At 69.0% G+C, this 19,012-nt stretch carries 18 protein-coding genes; 13 read left to right on the plus strand and 5 right to left on the minus strand.

Features of this window, described 5'->3' with window-relative positions; genetic code table 11:
* Nucleotides 1–36: 36 nt before the first annotated feature.
* The 11 genes from GKO32_RS13950 (at nt 37) to GKO32_RS14000 (ending at nt 14,213) form a co-directional block, all read left to right on the plus strand.
* Nucleotides 37–1,038 carry an alpha/beta fold hydrolase gene (locus GKO32_RS13950; RefSeq protein WP_154757257.1) on the plus strand — a complete coding sequence of 334 codons (1,002 nt, stop codon included), beginning with the start codon at nt 37–39 and terminating at the stop codon, nt 1,036–1,038.
* An 81-nt stretch (nt 1,039–1,119) separates the two neighbouring features.
* Nucleotides 1,120–2,184, plus strand: a complete 1,065-nt coding sequence (locus GKO32_RS13955) for a DUF3152 domain-containing protein (RefSeq protein ID WP_312867896.1) — start codon at nt 1,120–1,122, stop codon at nt 2,182–2,184.
* Nucleotides 2,185–2,295: 111 nt separating this feature from the next.
* Entirely contained in the window at nt 2,296–3,474 is a 1,179-nt protein-coding gene (gene moeZ, locus GKO32_RS13960; RefSeq protein ID WP_154757258.1) for an adenylyltransferase/sulfurtransferase MoeZ, read from the plus strand.
* A gap of 260 nt (nt 3,475–3,734) precedes the next feature.
* Nucleotides 3,735–4,520 carry a TIGR02569 family protein gene (locus GKO32_RS13965; RefSeq protein ID WP_312867897.1) on the plus strand — a complete coding sequence of 262 codons (786 nt, stop codon included), beginning with the start codon at nt 3,735–3,737 and terminating at the stop codon, nt 4,518–4,520.
* A 193-nt stretch (nt 4,521–4,713) separates the two neighbouring features.
* Nucleotides 4,714–6,720, plus strand: a complete 2,007-nt coding sequence (locus GKO32_RS13970; protein WP_154757304.1) for a molybdopterin oxidoreductase family protein — start codon at nt 4,714–4,716, stop codon at nt 6,718–6,720.
* Complete coding sequence (locus GKO32_RS13975; protein ID WP_154757259.1) at nt 6,717–8,162, plus strand: FAD-dependent oxidoreductase; 1,446 nt, start codon at nt 6,717–6,719, stop codon at nt 8,160–8,162. Before GKO32_RS13970 ends, GKO32_RS13975 begins: the two co-directional genes overlap by 4 nt.
* Before the next feature lie 14 nt (nt 8,163–8,176).
* Nucleotides 8,177–9,544, plus strand: coding sequence for a nitrate/nitrite transporter (locus tag GKO32_RS13980; protein WP_154757260.1), 1,368 nt, complete (start codon nt 8,177–8,179; stop codon nt 9,542–9,544).
* Nucleotides 9,545–9,569: 25 nt separating this feature from the next.
* Nucleotides 9,570–12,092, plus strand: a complete 2,523-nt coding sequence (gene nirB / locus GKO32_RS13985) for a nitrite reductase large subunit NirB (RefSeq protein WP_154757261.1) — start codon at nt 9,570–9,572, stop codon at nt 12,090–12,092.
* Nucleotides 12,089–12,427, plus strand: a complete 339-nt coding sequence (gene nirD / locus GKO32_RS13990; protein WP_154757262.1) for a nitrite reductase small subunit NirD — start codon at nt 12,089–12,091, stop codon at nt 12,425–12,427. The genes nirB and nirD overlap by 4 nt, the downstream gene beginning before the upstream one ends.
* Nucleotides 12,424–13,542: a uroporphyrinogen-III synthase gene (locus tag GKO32_RS13995; RefSeq protein ID WP_154757263.1), complete on the plus strand. Its 1,119-nt coding sequence runs from the start codon at nt 12,424–12,426 to the stop codon at nt 13,540–13,542. The genes nirD and GKO32_RS13995 overlap by 4 nt, the downstream gene beginning before the upstream one ends.
* Nucleotides 13,539–14,213: a sirohydrochlorin chelatase gene (locus tag GKO32_RS14000; protein WP_154757264.1), complete on the plus strand. Its 675-nt coding sequence runs from the start codon at nt 13,539–13,541 to the stop codon at nt 14,211–14,213. The genes GKO32_RS13995 and GKO32_RS14000 overlap by 4 nt, the downstream gene beginning before the upstream one ends.
* A gap of 29 nt (nt 14,214–14,242) precedes the next feature.
* On the opposite strand, the gene GKO32_RS14005 is transcribed toward GKO32_RS14000, so the two are convergent.
* Nucleotides 14,243–15,349, minus strand: coding sequence for a DNA glycosylase AlkZ-like family protein (locus GKO32_RS14005; RefSeq protein WP_154757265.1), 1,107 nt, complete (start codon nt 15,347–15,349; stop codon nt 14,243–14,245).
* Between the two features lie 6 nt (nt 15,350–15,355).
* On the minus strand, nt 15,356–15,730 hold the full coding sequence (locus GKO32_RS14010) for a DUF3224 domain-containing protein (protein WP_154757266.1): 375 nt from the start codon (nt 15,728–15,730) through the stop codon (nt 15,356–15,358).
* A gap of 63 nt (nt 15,731–15,793) precedes the next feature.
* On the opposite strand from GKO32_RS14010, the gene GKO32_RS14015 reads away from it, so the two are divergent.
* Together GKO32_RS14015 and GKO32_RS14020 are read left to right on the plus strand one after the other, a co-directional pair.
* Nucleotides 15,794–16,759 (plus strand): helix-turn-helix transcriptional regulator, encoded by a 966-nt coding sequence (locus GKO32_RS14015; RefSeq protein ID WP_154757267.1) that lies wholly within the window; start codon nt 15,794–15,796, stop codon nt 16,757–16,759.
* Nucleotides 16,752–17,561: a uroporphyrinogen-III synthase gene (locus GKO32_RS14020; RefSeq protein ID WP_154757268.1), complete on the plus strand. Its 810-nt coding sequence runs from the start codon at nt 16,752–16,754 to the stop codon at nt 17,559–17,561. Before GKO32_RS14015 ends, GKO32_RS14020 begins: the two co-directional genes overlap by 8 nt.
* A 44-nt stretch (nt 17,562–17,605) precedes the next feature.
* On the opposite strand, the gene GKO32_RS14025 is transcribed toward GKO32_RS14020, so the two are convergent.
* The 3 genes from GKO32_RS14025 to GKO32_RS14035 all read right to left on the minus strand — a co-directional run bounded on the left by GKO32_RS14025 (nt 17,606) and on the right by GKO32_RS14035 (nt 18,996).
* Nucleotides 17,606–17,818: a hypothetical protein gene (locus GKO32_RS14025; RefSeq protein WP_154757269.1), complete on the minus strand. Its 213-nt coding sequence runs from the start codon at nt 17,816–17,818 to the stop codon at nt 17,606–17,608.
* Between the two features lie 74 nt (nt 17,819–17,892).
* Nucleotides 17,893–18,660 (minus strand): siderophore-interacting protein, encoded by a 768-nt coding sequence (locus GKO32_RS14030; RefSeq protein WP_312867898.1) that lies wholly within the window; start codon nt 18,658–18,660, stop codon nt 17,893–17,895.
* Nucleotides 18,661–18,708: 48 nt separating this feature from the next.
* Nucleotides 18,709–18,996, minus strand: coding sequence for an MGMT family protein (locus GKO32_RS14035; protein WP_312867900.1), 288 nt, complete (start codon nt 18,994–18,996; stop codon nt 18,709–18,711).
* Nucleotides 18,997–19,012 lie beyond the last annotated feature (16 nt).

Below are 19,012 nucleotides of genomic sequence, written 5' to 3' on the forward strand. Positions count from 1 at the left end.
TCGCCAAGGCCGGGCCTTCGGTTGCATGCTGGATTGATGACCGAGACAGAAATCCGGGCCGGTGACGCGGGTACAAGCAGACGCCTGCCAGTCACGCATGTGCCGCTGTCCAACACGCCGCTGCCCGCGCTCGATCCGAAGCTGGCGCCGTGGCCGGGTGGCCTCGAGACGTCCGGCGGCGTGACGCTGCATGTGCGGCGTACCCCGGGTGCGGCGGACGCGACCGCGGTGTACGTGCACGGTCTTGGCGGGTCCTCGACCAACTGGACCGATCTGTCGGCGCTGCTGTCGCCGTTCGCGGCCGGTGTTTCGGTTGATCTGCCAGGCTTCGGGTTTTCCGAGCCGGTGTCCGGGTTCCGGTTCAGCCTCGACGAACACGCCGAGACGCTGGGCAAGTTCCTCGGTGGGCTGACCGGCCCGGTACATCTGCTCGGCAACTCGATGGGTGGCGCGGTTTCGCTGCTGGTCGCGGCGCGGCGCCCGGAACTGGTGCGCACGCTCACCCTGATCTCACCCGCGATGCCCGACCTCCGGCCGGATCCGCGGCGCCTGTCGGATCCGGCGATGGCCTTGGCCTACCTGCCGTTCTTCGGGCGCGGTGTCCGGCGCCGGCTGGCCGCGCTGAGCCCACGGGAGCGGGCGGCGCAGGTCATCAAGCTGTGTTTCGCCGATCCGGCCGCGTTCCCCGAGCACCGGCTCGACGAACTCGCCGAGGAGCACACCGCGCGGGCGGGTCAGAAGTGGGCCAACGCGGCGATGTCGGCCAGCACTCTGGGGATCTTCCGGACCTGGTTCGCGCGCGGGCCGGCGTCGTTGTGGTCGGTCGCCCCCCAGGTTTCGGTGCCGTCGCTGGTCGTGTGGGGAACGCAGGACCGCGTCATCTCAGTACGGCGCGCCAAACGCACGGCGGAGGCGCTGCGGCGGGCGCGGTTGCTGGTGCTGCCGAGGACAGGTCACGTCGCGCAGATGGAGCGGCCGGCCGCGGTCGCGAGAGCGGTTCTGGGCATGTGGGAACGTGCGGACGGGAACGCCTGGTAGCCCGGTTTCGGCGCGAAAAATCCGTTCTGTGCACCGCCGGTCGCTGTGCGCAGCAGCGATGAGGTGTGGCACCCTGAGCGCGTGAACCGGGTGACGAACGGCGCGCAGAGCGAGGGGAAGAGATCGTCGTCCCGCACTCCGCGTGACGTTCCCCCGGATCGTTACCAGCCGCGTCGCCGGCGCACCTCCGCCGAACCGCTGAGCGCTTCGTGGCGTCCGGACCCGGGCAAGCGGGAGCACTCTCGCGCGAACGGCCGGGTCAGCCGGCTGACGAAGGCCTACGGCTGGCGCGTGTACGCGTTGCCGATTCTGCTGGTCATCACCGCGCTCGTACTGTTCAACGTCGCGCACGAGCCTGCGCAACGGGTCCCCAGCTCGGCCGCGTCGAACGGCACGACCGGCAGTGACATCACCGAAAAGCCCGCGCTGCCGGCGAATCTGAATGTGCCGACGGCGGCGCTGCCCGACGGCGGTGCGTTCACCCAGAGCGGCCGGATGACATGGCATGTGGTGCCGTTGGCGCAGGACGGCACGAGCGGCAAACGCGCCGGGACCGGCGGGCGGCTTTACCACTACACGATCGAAGTCGAGGACGGTATCGACCCGGCGAGCTACGCGGGTGACGACTCGTTCGCACGGACCGCCGAGGCCACCCTGTCCGACAGCCGCAGCTGGATCGGCACCGGCAAGGTGAGCCTGCAGCGGGTCGACGCGAGCTTCCCCAACCCGGACTTCCGGGTCCGGCTGACCACCCCGGACACCGCGACCCGTGCGGACCTGTGCGGGTTCGGCATCCCGTTCCCGACGTCGTGTTACATCCGTGGTTTCCAGCGCAGCGTGATCATCAACCTGTCGCGCTGGGTGCGCGGGGCACTCGCGTTCGGTGCGGACATGGGGACCTACCGGCAGTACGCGATCAACCACGAAGTGGGGCACGCGCTCGGCAAGACCCACGTCGGCTGCCAGCAGAACAGCGACCTGGCGCCGGTGATGATGCAGCAGACCTTCGGCGTCAGCAACGACTACGTGGCGCAGCTGAACCAGGTGGACATCTACAACTCCAAGGCCGTGCCCGCCGACGGCAAGATCTGCAAGCCGAACGCCTGGCCGGTGCTGAACCTGGGAGACACCGCCCCGGCCGGTTGACGCTGACTCCGGTTCCACGAGACCGCTCAGCATGCGGGAAGACGTTGCGCCGGTGAGACGTTGTGGATACTGGACACGCGACCACGCGAATCCGCGCGATTTGGAGGACCGATGTCAGGCACGCTGCCGCCGCTCGTGGAGCCGGCCGCCGAGCTCACCAAGGAAGAGGTGGCCCGGTACAGCCGCCACCTGATCATTCCGGATGTCGGGATGGACGGGCAGAAGCGGCTCAAGAACGCGAAGGTGCTGGTCATCGGCGCCGGCGGCCTCGGCAGCCCGGCGTTGCTGTACCTGGCCGCGGCCGGGGTCGGGACGCTGGGCGTCATCGACTTCGACGTCGTGGATGAGTCGAACCTGCAGCGCCAGGTCATCCACGGTCAGTCCGATGTCGGCAAGCCGAAGGCGGTTTCGGCCAAGGAGTCGATCGCCGAGATCAACCCGTTCGTCAATGTCATCCTGCACAACGAGCAGCTGACCAACGACAACGCGCTCGATGTGTTCCGTGGCTACGACCTGATTCTGGACGGCACGGACAACTTCGCCACCCGCTACCTGGTCAACGACGCCGCGGTGCTGCTGGACAAGCCGTACGTCTGGGGCTCGATCTTCCGCTTCGAGGGCCAGGTCAGCGTGTTCTGGGAGAACGCGCCCAACGGCAAGGGCCTCAACTACCGCGACCTCTACCCCGAGGCGCCGCCGCCGGGCATGGTGCCCTCGTGCGCCGAGGGTGGTGTGCTGGGTGTGCTGTGTGCGTCGATCGGTTCGATCATGGTGACCGAGGCGATCAAGCTCATCACCGGTATCGGCGAGCCGCTGCTCGGCCGGCTGATCAGCTACGACGCGCTCGAGATGAAGTACCGCGAGGTCAAGATCCGGAAGGACCCGGAGACCCCGAAGATCACCGAGCTGATCGACTACGAGGCGTTCTGCGGTGTGGTGAGCGATGACGCCGCGACCGCGGCATCGGGGCACACGATCACCCCGGCGGAGCTGAAGGCCAAGTTCGACGCGGGCGAGAACTTCGAGCTGATCGACGTTCGCGAGCCGCACGAGTACGAGATCGTGAACATCAAGGGCGCCAAGCTGATCCCGAAGGACCGCATCCTCTCCGGTGAGGCGCTGGCGGAACTGCCGCAGGACAAGCCGATCGTGCTGCACTGCAAGTCGGGTGCGCGGTCCGCGGAGGCGCTCGCCGCCCTGCACCGCGCCGGTTTCAAGGACGCGACGCACCTCGGCGGCGGAGTCCTGGCCTGGGCGAAGCAGATCGACCAGAGCCTGCCGACATACTGACCCGCGAGTTGAACGTTCCCGTCGCGCGAGTTGCGCGTTCCCGTCGCGCGAGTTGCGCGTTCCCGTCGCGCGAGTTGAACGTTCCTGTGGTGCGAGTTGCGTGTTCCCGTCGTACGGGACGCGCAACTCGCGCACCTGGAGCGCGTGACTCGGGCGCCTGGAGCGCGCAACTCGCGCGCAGGGAACGCGCAACTCGCGCGCAGGAAACGCGCAACTCGCGCGCCTGGAACGGGGGACTCGCGGGAGGGTAATCTCGCCGCGTGTTATCCGGTCCCCCGCAACGCGTGCTGAACGCGTTCGGCGCGCAGGGCGAACTGGACCGGGTGCCGGGCAGCGCCGTGTGGCGGTGTGGCGAGCTGGTGCTCAAGCCGGTCGCTGACCGGGCCCGTGCCGTGTGGCTGGCCGACGTGCTCAGCCGGATCGAGGTGCCGGATCTGCGGATCGCGCGGCCGGTCCGCGCCACCGACGGCCGCTGGATCATCGGTGGCTGGGCCGCCTGCCGGTTCCTCGAAGGGCAGCGCGAGTACCGCCACGACGAGACCATGCTCGCCGCGCTGAAACTTGCGCAGGCCACCGCGGATCTGCCACGACCGGATTTCCTTTCCCGCCGCCAGGGGCACCATGCGCTCGCCGACCGGCTGGCCTGGGGCGAAGCCGACGTGCCGGTCGAGGAAAGCAAGGGCGGGCGCTGGTTCGAGGTGCTCGTCGTGGCGCGAAGACCCGTGCGGCTGCCGGATCAGGTCGTGCCCGGCGACCTGTTCGGTGCCGTGTTGTTCGACGGACCGGCCCCACCCGGGATCGTCGACTTCGAGCCTTACTACCGTCCCGCGGAATGGGGCGCCGCCGTCGCCGCGGTGGACGCGGTCTCCTGGGGCGGTGCCGATCTGGAATTCCTGCGACGCTGGTCACATCTGCCGGAGTGGTCGCAGTTGTTGTTGCGGGCGTTGCTGTTCCGCCTCGCCGCCAACTCCCTTGACCCTCGTGCCACCGTTTCCGCACTCGACGGCCTGCGTACCGCCGCGGCCTGGGTCAGCGAACTGCTGTGAGCAGCGGATCCTCACCACACATCACGCTCGTTAGGCGAGCAATGTCAAACGCCTGAAACATTCCGGCGTTTTCGGGTAACACGCGCTCCTTACCGTCAAGAACCGTCGAGGTGAGGAGGTACGCGTGACGCTGACCGGCGAGGTGCGGGTGGAAACCGCCACCCACTGCCCGTACTGCGCGCTGCAATGCGGAATGACCGTGTCCGGCACCAAGATCGCGCCCCGCGACTTCCCGACCAACGGCGGCGGCCTGTGCCAGAAGGGCTGGACCTCTGGTGCGCTGCTGACTTCTCCCGCGCGCTTGACCACCCCGCTCATCCGCGTCGACGGTGAGCTCGTGCCGGCGAGCTGGGACGACGCGCTGGACCTGATCGCCCGTCGGCTCACCGACATCCAGGCGCGGTACGGCAAGGACGGGGTCGCGCTGTTCGGCGGCGGTGGCCTGACGAACGAGAAGTCCTATCTCCTCGGCAAGTTCGCGCGGGTCGCGCTCGGCACCTCACAGATCGACTACAACGGCCGGTTCTGCATGTCCTCGGCGGCGGCCGCGGGGAACAAGGCGTTCGGGCTCGATCGCGGCCTGCCGTTCCCGCTCACCGATCTGGCCGGTGCGGACGCGGTGCTGCTCGTCGGGTCCAACCCGGCCGAGACCATGCCGCCGTTCATGCAGCACCTGCGGCCGGTCGCGGACCTGGGCGGGCTCGTGGTCGTGGACCCGCGCCGCACCCCTACGGCAGAGCAGGCGAACCTGCATCTCGCCCCGGCTCCGGGCACGGATCTCGCGCTGGCACTGGGCATCCTGCACGCCGTGGTCGCCGACGGCTACTTCGACTGGTCCTATGTGGACGAACGAACCCGTGGTTTCGACGCGGTGTGGCGGATCGTCGCCCGCTGGTGGCCCGAGCGCGTCGAGCGGATCACCGGGGTGGCTGCCACCGATCAGCGTCGTGTCGCCGAGCGGCTGGCGAAGGCACGCAACGCCTACATCCTCACCGCGCGCGGTGCCGAGCAGCATGCCAGCGGGTCGGACACGGTCAACGCGTGGATCAATCTGGCGCTGGCACTGGGACTTCCCGGGCGCACGGGCTCCGGCTACGGCTGCCTGACCGGTCAGGGCAACGGCCAGGGCGGTCGTGAGCACGGGCAGAAGGCCGATCAGCTGCCCGGGTACCGCAAGATCGACGACCCGGCCGCGCGCGAGCACGTCGCGAACGTATGGGGCGTACCGGCTTCGTCGCTGCCCGGCCCCGGGCGCTCGGCATACGAGCTGCTCGACGCACTGGGCACCTCGGCAGGGCCGAAGGCGCTGATGGTGTTCGGCAGCAACGTAGTCGTCTCCGCTCCGCGGTCGGGACACGTGGCCGAGCGACTGTCTGCTTTGGACTTTCTGGTGGTGGCGGATCTCGTCATGTCGGAGACCGCGGCACTGGCCGATGTCGTCCTCCCGGTCACGCAGTGGGCCGAGGAGAGCGGCACGATGACGAACCTCGAAGGCCGGATCCTGTTGCGGCGTCGCGCGGTCCAGCCGCCGTCGGGTGTACGGTCCGATTTGGACGTCCTCAATAGACTCGCGGTCCGGCTCGGTCAGCCCGCGCACCGGTTCCCGGTCGAGCCCGAGACCGTGTTCACCGAACTCCGCGAGGCTTCGAGGGGCGGCCTCGCCGACTACTCCGGAATCACCTACGACCGGTTGCGCGCCGGCGAAGCCTTGTACTGGCCCGTTCCCGGCGAGGAGCACGACGGCACCCCGCGGGTTTTTCTCGACCGGTTCGCGCATCCGGACGGCCGCGCGCGGTTCGTGCCGGTCGATCACCGTGGTCCCGCCGAGGCCCCTGACGAGGAATTTCCCTTGCAGCTCACCACGGGCCGGGTGTTGCAGCACTACCAGTCCGGGGCGCAGACCCGGCTGATCACCGAACTCACCGACGCCGTTCCGGAGGCCTACGTCGAAGTGCATCCCGACACCGCGGCCCGTTACGACCTCGGCGACGGGGACTGGGCGCAACTGAAATCCCGGCGTGGTGCGATGACCGCGCGCGTGCGCTGTGTTTCGTCGATGCGCGCGGACCTGGTCTTCCTGCCCTTCCACTTCGCGGGCGCCCAGCGCGCGAACCTGCTCACCAACCCGGCGCTCGACCCGTCGAGCCGGATGCCCGAGTTCAAGGTCTGCGCGGTTTCACTGGGGAAGGTGTCGGCATGAGCCCACGTCAGGTGGTCATCGTCGGCTACGGGATGGCAGGTGCGCGGCTGGCGGACGAAATCCGCCAGCGGGACCCGGACGGCACCAGGGTCGCGCTCACCATCATCGGCGAGGAACCGCACCACGCCTACAACCGTGTACTGCTGTCGGCAATCGTGGCCGGGACCATGCGGCCGGAACTGGTGCGGCTGCACGAACCCGGCTGGGCGCAGGAACATCATGTCGATCTGCGCACCGGTGTCACCGTGACGGACATCGACCGGGACCGCCGGGCCGTCGAGCTCGATGACGGGTCCGAAGTGGACTATGACACGCTCGTGCTGGCCACCGGCAGCAAACCGTGGCTGCCCCCGGTCGAAGGGCTGACCGGAGACGACGGCAAGCCGGCGCCCGGTGTCGTCACCTTCCGCACGCTCGACGACTGCGATCGTATTCTGGAAGCGGCCGGAGCGGGTTCGCCGGTCGCCGTGCTCGGCGGCGGGTTGCTCGGCCTCGAAGCGGCCAGAGGCCTTGCCGAGCAAGGAAATCTCGTGACCGTGGTGCATCCGGCCGGCTATGTGATGGAGCGTCAGCTCGACGCGGGCGGCGGCCAGGTGCTCGCCAAACTCCTTGCCGGGCACGGTATCGAGTTCCGGCTGAACGCCAGCGCGGCGCGGTACCTGCCTGGCAGTGGGCTCAAGCTCGACGACGGCAGCAAGGTCGCCGCCGATCTCGTCGTGGTGTCCGCGGGAGTTCGCGCGGACACCGAACTGGCCCGGCGTGCCGGGCTGACCGTCGACCGCGGCATTGTCGTGGACGACACCCTGCGCACCAGTGACGGGCGGATCTGCGCGCTCGGGGACTGCGCTCAGCACCCCGGCACCGTTTCCGGGCTGGTGGAACCCGCGTGGCAGCAGGCGAGCGTGCTCGCCGACCTGCTCACCGGCACCCGGGTTTCCTCGCGCTACCAGGGAACTCGGGTGGTCACGAAACTCAAGGCACGTGGTATAGACCTCGCCGCGCTCGGCGACGTGCACACCGACGTGCACGATCCCGGCGCCGAGGTGCTGTCACTGACCGACCCGGCGGGCGGCCGTTACCTCAAACTCGTTATCCGCGAAGACCGCGTCACCGGAGCGATCCTCCTCGGCGCACCCGACGCCGCCGCCACCATCACCCAGCTCTACGACCGCGGGGTACCCGTCCCCGCCGACCGTCTTGCCGTCCTGCTCGGCCGCGCGTTGCCCTCGGGCGCGCCGGTCGCGGCGGGCCCGGCGGATCTGCCAGCCGCCGCCGTGGTGTGCCGGTGCAACTCGGTGACCAAGGGCCGGCTCGTCGAAGCCTTCCGTGCCGGCGCGACCGACGTCGCCGGCCTCGCCTCGGTCACCAGGGCGACCACGGGCTGCGGCAGCTGCCGGGACGCGGTCTCCGGCATCACCGACTGGCTCGCGACCACTTCCTGAACAGGAGCCGAAAAATGACGACCGATACCGCCCACCGCGGCAAACGCTGGCTCGACCACTGGGACCCCGAGGACGAGGGTTTCTGGCAGGCGACCGGGAAGAAGATCGCGAACCGCAACCTGTGGTTCTCGATTCTCACCGAGCACATCGGATTCTCCATCTGGACCCTGATGTCGGTGCTGGTGCTGTTCATGGGCACCCCTTACGGTCTCTCGGCCGCCGACAAGTTCCTGCTGACCTCGATCGCGACGCTCGTCGGTTCGTGTGTGCGGATTCCCTACAACTTCGCGGTCGCCAAGTTCGGCGGTCGCAACTGGACGGTCATCAGCGCACTGCTTTTGCTGATCCCGTCGGTGGTGGCGGCGATCGTGATGAAGCCGGGCACGCCGCTCGGGGTGTTCCTCCTCGTATCCATCCTTTGTGGATTCGGCGGCGGGAACTTCGCCTCTTCGATGACGAACATCAACGCCTTCTTCCCGGACAAGAAGAAGGGCATGGCGCTCGGGCTCAACGCCGGCGGCGGGAATCTCGGTGTGGCCGTGATCCAGCTCGTCGGCCTGCTGATCATCGCGACCGCGGGCACCTCGGCGCCGCGGCTCATCCTGGCCATCTACATCCCGCTGATCGTCATCGCCGCGGTCTGCGCCGCGCTGTTCATGGACAACATCGCGTCGGTGCGCAATGACCGGAAGGGGATGCGCGAGGTGATGAAGGACGCCCACTGCTGGGTGATGTCCTTCCTCTACATCGGCACGTTCGGCTCGTTCATCGGTTACAGCTTCGCCTTCGGCCTTGTGCTGCAGAACCAGTTCGGCCGGACGCCGCTGCAGGCGGCTGCGGTGACCTTCCTCGGCCCGCTGCTCGGTTCGCTGTCGCGGCCGGTCGGCGGCTGGCTCTCGGACCGGATCGGCGGCGGCCGGATTACGTTCTGGAACTTTGTCGGCATGGCGGTGATGACGGTGCTGCTGATCCTTGCCTCGAACTCGAAATCGCTGGCGCTGTTCACCACCGCGTTCATCGTGCTGTTCGTGCTGACCGGGATCGGCAACGGCTCGACCTACAAGATGATCCCGGCGATCTTCCGGGCCAAGGCGAAGGCGGCGATCGAGTCCGGCGCCGACGAGGCCGTGGAAATGCTGCGGGCGCGGAAGCTGTCCGGTGCGCTGATCGGTCTCGCCGGCGCGATCGGCGCGTTCGGTGGGCTGCTGATCAACCTGGCCTTCCGCCAGTCCTTTTTGGCCACTAAGAGCGGCGTGGCCGCCTTCGTCGGATTCCTGGCTTTCTACGCCGTGTGCTTCGTCGTCACCTGGGTTGTGTACCTGCGCAAGTCCTCGGCTCCGGTGAGTGCCAAGGGACTCGCGCTGGCCGGCTCGCAGGTTTGAGAAATACCGTCAGGAGGAACGGAACATGACGCGGACGCTGGTCGTCGCCGGGCATGGGATGGTGGGTCATCGGCTGGTCGAGGCCGTCCGTGCCGAGGATGCCGAAGGTGCCTGGCGGGTGGTGGTGCTCGCCGAGGAGCCACGCCCGGCGTACGACCGGGTCGCGCTGACGTCCTATGTGGACGGATGGGACGCGGCGGCGCTCGACCTTGGTGAGCACACGGAGGTCGAGCTGCGACTGGGTGACCCGGTGGCGAAGATCGACCGTGCCGGGCGGACGGTGACGACCGCCGGCGGCCACACCGAGTCCTATGACGCGCTGGTGCTCGCGACCGGCTCCCGGCCGTTCGTGCCGCCGGTGCCCGGTGCGGACCTGCCCGGCTGTTTCGTCTACCGGACCATCGAGGACCTCGACGCGATCCGCGCTGCCGTGGACAGTGCCAAGCACCGCAAGCGTGGCCGTGCCGCGGCCATGGTCGTCGGCGGTGGTCTGCTGGGGCTGGAGGCGGCGAAGGCCTTGCGGGACATGGGTCTTTCGCCGCACGTCGTGGAGATGGCGCCCAGGCTGATGCCGTTGCAGGTCGACGACGGCGGCGGCAGCCTGCTGCGTAAGCTCGTCACGGAGCTGAGCCTGACCGTCCACACGGGAACGTCCGCGGAGCGGATCGAACAGGACGGCGACCGGTTGTCTGCCAAGCTCACCAACGGCACCGAGCTCGACCTGGATCTCATCGTGTTCTCCGCCGGGGTCCGTCCGCGTGACGAACTGGCTCGCGACGCCGGGCTCGACGTCGGTGAGCGTGGCGGTGTCCTGGTCGATACTTCCTGTCGTACCAGCGATCCCGACGTGTGGGCGATCGGCGAGTGCGCAGCGGTCGAGGGCCGCTGCTACGGGCTTGTGGCGCCCGGCTACACGATGGCCGAGATCGTCGCGGCCCAGCTTCTGGGCAAGGAAGGCGAGTTCCCCGGCGCCGACATGTCGACCAAGCTGAAACTGATGGGGGTGGACGTGGCGAGCTTCGGCGACGCCCACGCCACCACCGAAGGCGCGCTGGAAGTCGTGCTCGCCGACGCGGTTTCGGGTTATTACAAGAAACTTGTCGTCTCCGGGGACGAGCCGCGCACGTTGCTGGGTGGCATCCTGGTCGGTGACGCCGGCGCCTACAACCTGCTCCGGCCAATGGTCGGCAGCCCACTGCCGGCGGACCCGGCGGCGATGCTCGCGCCCGAAGGCGCTTCGGGTGCCGTGGGTGTGGACGCGCTGCCCGACGAGGCCCAGATCTGCTCGTGCAACTCCGTCACCAAGGGCGCGATCACCCACGCGATCCGTGCGCAGGGCTGTGACAGCGTCGCGTCGATCAAGGGCTGCACCAAAGCGGGCACCACGTGCGGCTCGTGCGTGCCGATGCTGTCGAAGCTGCTGGACGCGTGTGGCGTGGAGCAGTCGAAGGCCGTGTGCGAGCACTTCACCCACTCGCGGAGCGAACTGTTCGAGATCGTGAAGGCCACCCGGATCACCACGTTCGGCGAGCTGATCGCCAAGCACGGCACCGGTGCGGGGTGCGCGATCTGCAAGCCCGCGGTCGCGTCCATCCTCGCGACCGTCGACACCACCGAGGGCGACGGCGGGCACATCCTCGACGGTGAGCAGGCGAGCCTGCAGGACACCAACGACCACTTCCTCGCCAACATGCAGCGCAACGGCACATACTCGGTCGTGCCGCGAGTTCCCGGCGGCGAAATCACCCCGGCGAAGCTGAAAGTCATCGCCGAGGTGGCCGACGAGTTCGGGCTCTACACCAAGATCACCGGTGGGCAGCGGCTCGACTTGTTCGGCGCCACCGTCGACCAGTTGCCCCTGATCTGGAAACGGTTGGTGGACGCCGGTTTCGAATCCGGCCACGCCTATGGCAAGGCGCTCCGCACGGTGAAGTCGTGCGTAGGCTCGACGTGGTGCCGGTACGGGGTGCAGGACAGCGTCGGGATGGCCGTGGAGCTGGAACTGCGTTACCGGGGGCTGCGCTCGCCGCACAAGCTCAAGTCCGCGGTTTCGGGCTGTGCCAGGGAATGTGCGGAAGCCCGGAGCAAGGACTTCGGCGTCATCGCGACGGAGAAGGGCTGGAACCTCTACGTCGGCGGGAACGGCGGCACGCTGCCGAGGCACGCGCAGCTGCTTGTGTCCGATGTGGACTCCGAGTCGCTGATCCGCTACATCGACCGGTTCCTGATGTTCTACGTGCGGACCGCTGACCGGCTTCAGCGCACCGCGCCGTGGATCGAGGAGCTGGACGGCGGTCTGGATCACCTGCGTGAGGTCATCGTGGACGACAAGCTCGGGATCTGCGAGGAGCTCGACGCGGCGATGGCCAAGCACGTGGAGAACTACGCCGACGAATGGCGTGGTGTGCTGGAGGATCCGGAGAAGCTGGCGCGGTTCACGTCGTTCGTGAACGCCCCCGGCGCGCCGGACCCGACGATCTCGTTCACGACCGAGCGGGAGCAGAAGGTGCCTGTGCTGCTGGGTGTTCCGGAGGTGGTGTCCCGATGACGACGATGGAGACCCGGACCGTCGCGGTCTGCGAGCTGAGCCAGCTGATCCCCGGGCGCGGGGTCGCGGCGTTGCTGCCCGACGGCAGGCAGGTGGCGATTTTCCTGACCACGGACGGGGAATGTCACGCACTGTCCAATATAGACCCGTTCGGTAAGGCCGCGGTGCTCTCGCGCGGCCTGGTGGGGGAGTCCGGCGGGCAGCCGTTCGTCGCGTCCCCGTTGCTCAAGCAGCGGTTCGATCTGCGCACCGGGGTGTGTCTCGACGACGAGTCCGTCGTCATCCGCACGTACCCGGTGCACATTGTGGACGGGGTGGTGCACGTTTCCTCATGAGAGCCCCGGGTGACACAGCCATTCCGCCGCTCGCCGGGTTCTCGGTGGGCATCACCGCCGCGCGGCGCGCCGACGAGCTCGGCGCGCTGCTGGTGCGTCAGGGCGCCACGGTCCGGTACGGCCCGGCAATCCGGATCGTGCCGTTGGCCGATGACACCGAGCTGCACGCGGCCACCACCGGGCTGCTCGCCGAGCCCGTCGATGCGGTGGTCGCGACCACCGGGATCGGGTTCCGTGGCTGGATCGAGGCGGCGGAGGGCTGGGGACTGGGCGAGGAACTGTTGAACCAGCTTGACAAGGCCACGTTGCTCGCCCGCGGCCCGAAAGCGCGCGGTGCGATCAGGGCGGCGGGCCTGCGGGAGCAGTACTCGCCGGCGTCGGAGAGCAACGCCGAGCTCCTGCAGCATCTGCTGGAGTCCGGTGTGGACGGTCAGCGGGTGGTGGTGCAGCTGCACGGCGAACCGCTGCCGTACTTCGTGGATTCGTTGCGTGCGGCGGGTGCGGAGGTAATCGAGGTGCCGGTGTACCGGTGGGTCGGGCCTGCCGACCCGGGGCCGCTGGACCGGTTGCTGGACGCCGTGCTCGACGGTTCGATCGACGCGATGCCGTTCACCAGCGCGCCGGCGGCGGCGAGCATGCTCGCGATGGCCAAGCGCACGGGCCGGCACGCGGCACTGGTCGACGCGCTCACCACCCGGGTGGTGGCCGCCTGCGTTGGGCCGATCACCGCCGCTCCCTTGGCGGCACTGGGAATTCCCACCGTGCAGCCTTCCCGCGCGCGGATCGGCGCGCTGGCCAGGACCGTGGCACAGTCACTGATCGAACGTTCCCCGCGGTTGTGCGCGGCGGGGCGGCAGATCGAGCTGCGTGGTCAAGCGGCCATTGTGGATGGACAACTGTGTGAGGTCGCGCCGGCGCCGATGGCGGTATTACGCGCGCTGGCAAGGGAACCCGGTCGCGTGGTGTCGCGCCGGGAGCTGACCGCCGCGCTGCCGAGCGGCGGTGAGGAGCACGCGGTGGAGACGGCGATCGGACGGTTACGGACCTCGCTCGGTGAGGGGAAGCTGGTGCAGACGGTGGTCAAACGTGGATACCGGCTGGCGGTGGCGCGATGATTGTCCTTGTCGCACATGGCACTCGTGATCCCGCCGGGCCACCGGTGATCGCGGATCTCGCCGCCCGTGTGCAGGCCGACGCCGGGGTGCCGGTTCGTGTCGCGTATGCGGATGTCCTGGCGCCCAACGTGACGACGGTCTTGCGTTCCGTGCGCGGGCCGGCGGTCGTGATCCCGGCGTTTCTCGCGTCGGGCTATCACGTGCGCACCGACATCCCGGCGCAGATCGTGGCGAGCGGGCATCGGAACACCGTGCTCACGGATGCTTTCGGCCCCGCACCGGAGCTGATCGACGCGATGTGCGACAGGCTGAACTGGGCGGGGTACCGGCGTTCGGACGCGGTCGTGCTGGCCGCCGCCGGGTCGAGTGATCCCCGTGCCCTGGCGGAGGTCCGCGCTGCGGCCGCGGCACTTTCGTCTACTTTGGACGTTCCGGTTCGGGTCGGTTACGCCGCGACCGCACGGCCTTCCGTGGCGGATGCGGTGGCGTTCGCCCGTGGCCGCGGCCGGCGGGTCGCGGTGGCGTCCTGGCTGCTCGCCCCGGGCCTGTTCCAGCGGCGCGTGGACGCCACGGGCGCCGACGTGGTGGCCGAGCCGCTCGGCGCGCATCCCGGGGTGGTGGACCTCATCCTGCGGCGGTACGAGCAGGCTGTGCAGTTGGTGGCCGCTTGAGCGTCACCGGCTCGTCCGGCACCTGACGGTCAGCCCCAGGCCACCCGCAGATCGGTGAATCCGCGGGTGGCCGCCACGCGTTCGGCCTCCGCGGCCACGGCTTTCCTGGCGGCAGGCGGCACCGGGTCGAACAAGGTCACCGTGAAATCCAGGCGCTTGCGGCCGCCGGCCTTGGTGCGCCAGACACCGGCCACCTCACCGTCCACCAGAACCGCGCCCGGGTTGCCGAGGATCTTCCAGATTTCCCTCTGCCGCGCCTTGTCCGGCACGATCGTGGCCCGGTCACGCGACTGCAGGTACGGGTCCCACGGCGGCAGCAGGCGCACGACGCCCGGCTCCGGAGGATTCGACAGCAAGTCCATATCGGACACCGGGAGGAACGTTTTCCTTCCCTCGAAACGGGCTTCAGCCAGGCTCGATGGCCACATCTTCTTCACCGTGGTGACCGTGGTGCCGATGAACCCGGCCGCTTCGGATGCGGTCGCCGGGCCGTGCAACGACAGGTACCGTGCCACGACCTCCGTGGCCGCCGCGACATCCGGCGTGGTCCGCAGCCGGCCACGGCCGGCGATGGGGGCGAGCGTCGCCGGATTGACACCCGCTTCCAGCCGGGCGCCGCCGTGGATCGCGGCCAGGCGCATGACCTGTTCCAGGATGTGCGTCGCCTGGCAGCCGCGGCACCAGTAGGACAAGCCGGGCGGCACGATCTTCGTGATCTCCGTGCTGACCGCGCCCTTGGTCATCGGCTTGTCGACGACCTGCCGGATCGCCCGCGCCGCCGTGAACAATCCGTCCGTCGCACTCATCCCGGCCGCTTCGACCTGCCGGCGCTGCCAGCCCATCCGCGACATCGCGTCCGCCTCGTCGAGCGGGACGAGCGCCCTGGTCACCGCACCCAGTTCGGCCGCGCGATGGAAATGCGGTGCTCCGCGATGTGTCCACGCCAGCGCGAACCGTCCATCGTCCACAAAGGACCCGTCGAATCGCGCCGCGACGGAGACCTCCGCCGTGTCCCGTTGCGTGCTCTGCAGGCCGAGGTCGAACACGGCGAGCTCGGCGGCGTCCCGCGCGGTCCGATGGAGACCGTGCGCCGCGATCCGGTAGGCGACAACCTGTTCGCGATCAACTTCCAGCATGGGTTCCTACAGCTTGTAGTCGAACGTGTAGTTCATTGTCTCGCTCGCACCGGCGATCGTGCCAGCGCCGGCGAGCCCGGCCAGTTCACCGGTCGCGGAGCCGGGCACCACGGTGAAAGTGCCCCGAACGCCGTGTTCGGAATACCCGACTTCGTGCCGGATCACGAAACTGCCCTTCCGCCCATCGACCGTCCCGGTGATCCGCTCGAAACCCGGCGCCGGTCCTTCACCGGGGTAGTACAGCAGGTAGTCGCAGACCGAGGTGCCTTCGATGAGCCCCTGGTACTCGAACGTGCAGTGCGCGTGGGCGAACCGGGGGCCGTCCGGCGGCCCGTCTACCACGGCTTCGTCCCAGGTCTTCATGGTGAATGTGTTCGTCATACCCTCAGGATCGCGGCCAAACCTGTCATCTCCTGTCAGGTTTTGTGCGCGACAATGGTGGGCATGCGTGCGAGCAGGTTGCTGTCGGTACTGCTGCTGTTGCAGAACCGCGGCCGGATGACCGCCGACGAGCTGGCGGCCGAGCTCGAGGTGTCGGTGCGGACGGTGTACCGGGACATCGAGGCACTGTCGGCCGCGGGTGTGCCGGTGTACGCGGATCGCGGCCGGGCGGGTGGATACCAGCTCGTCGACGGGTATCGCACACGCCTGACCGGGCTCACCGAGGAGGAGGCGCAATCGCTTTCCCTCGCCGGGCTTCCGGTCGCCGCCGCCGAACTCGGGCTGGGCACGGTACTCGCGGCGGCGCAGTTGAAGCTGTACGCGGCACTGCCCGCGGAGCTGCGGGACCGCGCGGGCCAGGTTGCGCAGCGCTTCTTCCTCGACGTGCCCGGCTGGTTCCGCGGCATCGAAAGCCTGCCGCAGCTGGCCGACGTCGCGCGGGCGGTATGGGAGAGTCGCCGGATCACCACCCGGTATCGGCGCTGGGACGGCAGTGCGGTCGATCGGGTGCTCGAACCGCTCGGCCTGATCCTCAAGGCGGGCAACTGGTATCTGGCCGCGCGGGTGCGCACCGGTGTCCGTACCTACCGGGTGTCCAGGATGGACAGCCTTGAACTGGGCGAATCCTTTGCCAGACCGGCGGATTTCGACCTCGAGGCGTACTGGCATGAGTGGTCCGAGCAGTTCGAACGGCGCATGTACCCTCGTGTCGCCGTGGTGCGGCTGTCGAGGCTGGGACGTGACCTCGTACCGTTCTATCTGGGCGCGGTCGGCGCCCGCGCGTTGCGGGAATGCCGGGACGAGCCGGACGAGGACGGGTGGTTGCGAGTGGAGTTGCCGGTGGAGCCGGGTGCCCCGGCGCTCGGCGAACTGCTGCGGTTCGGCCCGGAGCTGCAGGTTCTCGAGCCGGCCGGGCTACGTGCGGAAGTCGCCGAAGCGGTCGCGAAGATGGGGGCGGGCTATGGGTGATCTCACCGGGCGCGTGATCGGCGTGACGGCCGAGCGGCGCGCGGAGGAGTTCATCGGCGCCCTCGAACGCAACGGTGCCACGGTGTGGCATGCGCCGACCATCCACATTGTCCCGTTGCCCGACGATGGACAGCTGCGCGCGGCGACCGAAGACGTGCTGGCCACGGACATCGACCTGCTCGCCGTGACGACCGGGGCCGGGTTCCGCGGCTGGTTCGAGGCGGCCGAAGGCTGGGGGGTGGCCGGCCGGTTGCACGCGGCGCTCGACCGGGCCCGCATTTTCACCCGTGGCCCCAAGGGAAAGGGCGCGGTGCGGGGACGCGGGCTGGCCGAGGAGTGGTCGGCACCGCAGGAAAGCAACCGGCAGCTGTTCGAGCATCTGCTCGCGTCCGGTGTGGACGGTCAGCGGGTCGTGGTGCAGCTGCACGGTTCCCCGCTGCCGGAGCACACGGACGCGCTGGCCGAGGCAGGCGCGCACCTGATCGAGGTGCAGCCGTACCGGTGGGAATGGCCGTCCAATGTGGACCCTGCGCACCGGTTGCTGGACGGCGTGCTGGGCGGCAAGGTGCACGCGCTGGCGTTCACCAGCGCCCCGGCGACTGCGAACCTGCTGAGCCTGGCACGGGAACGGGGCAGTTACGAGGAACTGCTGCGGGCACTGCGCGGGGACGTCGTCTGCGCCTGCGTCGGCCCGGTCACGGCGGCACCGTTGACGGAGGCGGGAGTGCCGACGCTGCAACCGGAACGCCAGCGGCTGGGTGCGCTGGTGAAGCTGCTGGTCGCCGAGCTGGGAACCGATTAGGCCCGTGACTCAGTCCTGCATGGTGACTTCGTAGGTTTCCAGGTTCAGTGCCGTAAGTCCCGTCGCCGGAATGCCCTCCTCCCGGATACCGGACAGAGCGAGATGATGACGACCTTGCCGGTCTCGGCGTCGGTGAGCAGGTAATAGCCTTTGAACCCGGGCATCTGGCGGGCGCCGGGCAACTGCTGCTCGGCGAGGCGGACGGCGCCGTCGAACCCTTCGGTCCCTGCCTGGGCTGTGATCACGCGCGCGAACATCACTCTCCTTCAGGCTTACGGCGCACGGAATAGTGCGGGTCCAGGCTACGCGGAAGCCGCTGAGGAACAGGAACCTAGGCGAGCTGGTCCTGGGTCGCGCCGCGCCGCCAGTAGCCGGTGAAGGTGATCGCGCTCTTGGCGAAGCCGCGCTCGCGCACGAGATGCCGCCGGGCGAACTTGACCATGCCTGCCTCGCCCGAAATCCAGCTGTACGGCGTGCCTTCGGGCAGCCGCGCGAACCGGACCGCGTTGAGCACCGATTCGCCGTGCGGGGCGGAGCCGCGGTGCACCCAGCGCACGTCGATGTTCCCGAGCGTCGTGAACCGTTGCTCCTCCGCGGGGCCGTCCACCTCGATGAACGCGTGCGCGATCGCGCCGGGCGGGAGCTGTTCGAGGATGGCGCCGATCGCGGGCAGCGCGGACTCGTCGCCGATCAGCAGCTGCCACTCGGTGTCCGGCGGCGGCAGGTGCAGGCCACCGGTGCCGAGGACGGTGACCTGGTCGCCCGGCTGCGCCGCGGCGGCCCAGGTGCCGGCCGGGCCGCCGTCATCATGGAGTACGAAGTCGATGTCCACCTCGGTGCCCCGGTGCGCGCGGATGGTGTAGGTCCGCATCGGTGGCCGGGTCTCCTCGGGCATCGCGAGATACGTGCGGTACCACGATTCGCTGCCCAGGTCCGGAAGTCGCGGACGATCCTGGCCGGGCAGCGGGAAGAACAGCTTCACGTACGCGTCCGGGCAGGTGGCGGTGATCCGCCGCAGCTGCGCGCCGGTGAGGCTGACCCGTGCCATGTGCGGGCTGATCCGGCGTACCTGCTTGACCCGCGCGTCCGAGATGTCCACGAAGGGCAGGCTAACCTAAGCATCGCTCGCGACGCCTCGTGACTCACCTCACTGTTGCCAGCGATACCTGCGCAGGTTGATCTTCTGCCCGTCGGCCAGGACTCCCTCGGCGCGCAGCAGTTCGAGCTGGCGGTGCGCGAGATGCGGCGCGGGAGTGCCGTTGGCGCGCAGGATCCGGTGCCACGGCAGATCGTGCCCGTCCTCGGCGAGAATCCGGCCGATCATCCGCGGCGACGGCGCGCCGGCCACGGTCGCGATGTCGCCGTAGGTCGCAACCTTTCCCGCCGGCACGGACGCGATGACCTCCCGCACGCGCTCGTGCAACTGCTCGTCCACGTGGACGAATTTACGC

Origin of the sequence: Amycolatopsis pithecellobii (genome assembly GCF_009707865.1) — a bacterium.
GTDB lineage: Bacteria > Actinomycetota > Actinomycetes > Mycobacteriales > Pseudonocardiaceae > Amycolatopsis_E > Amycolatopsis_E pithecellobii.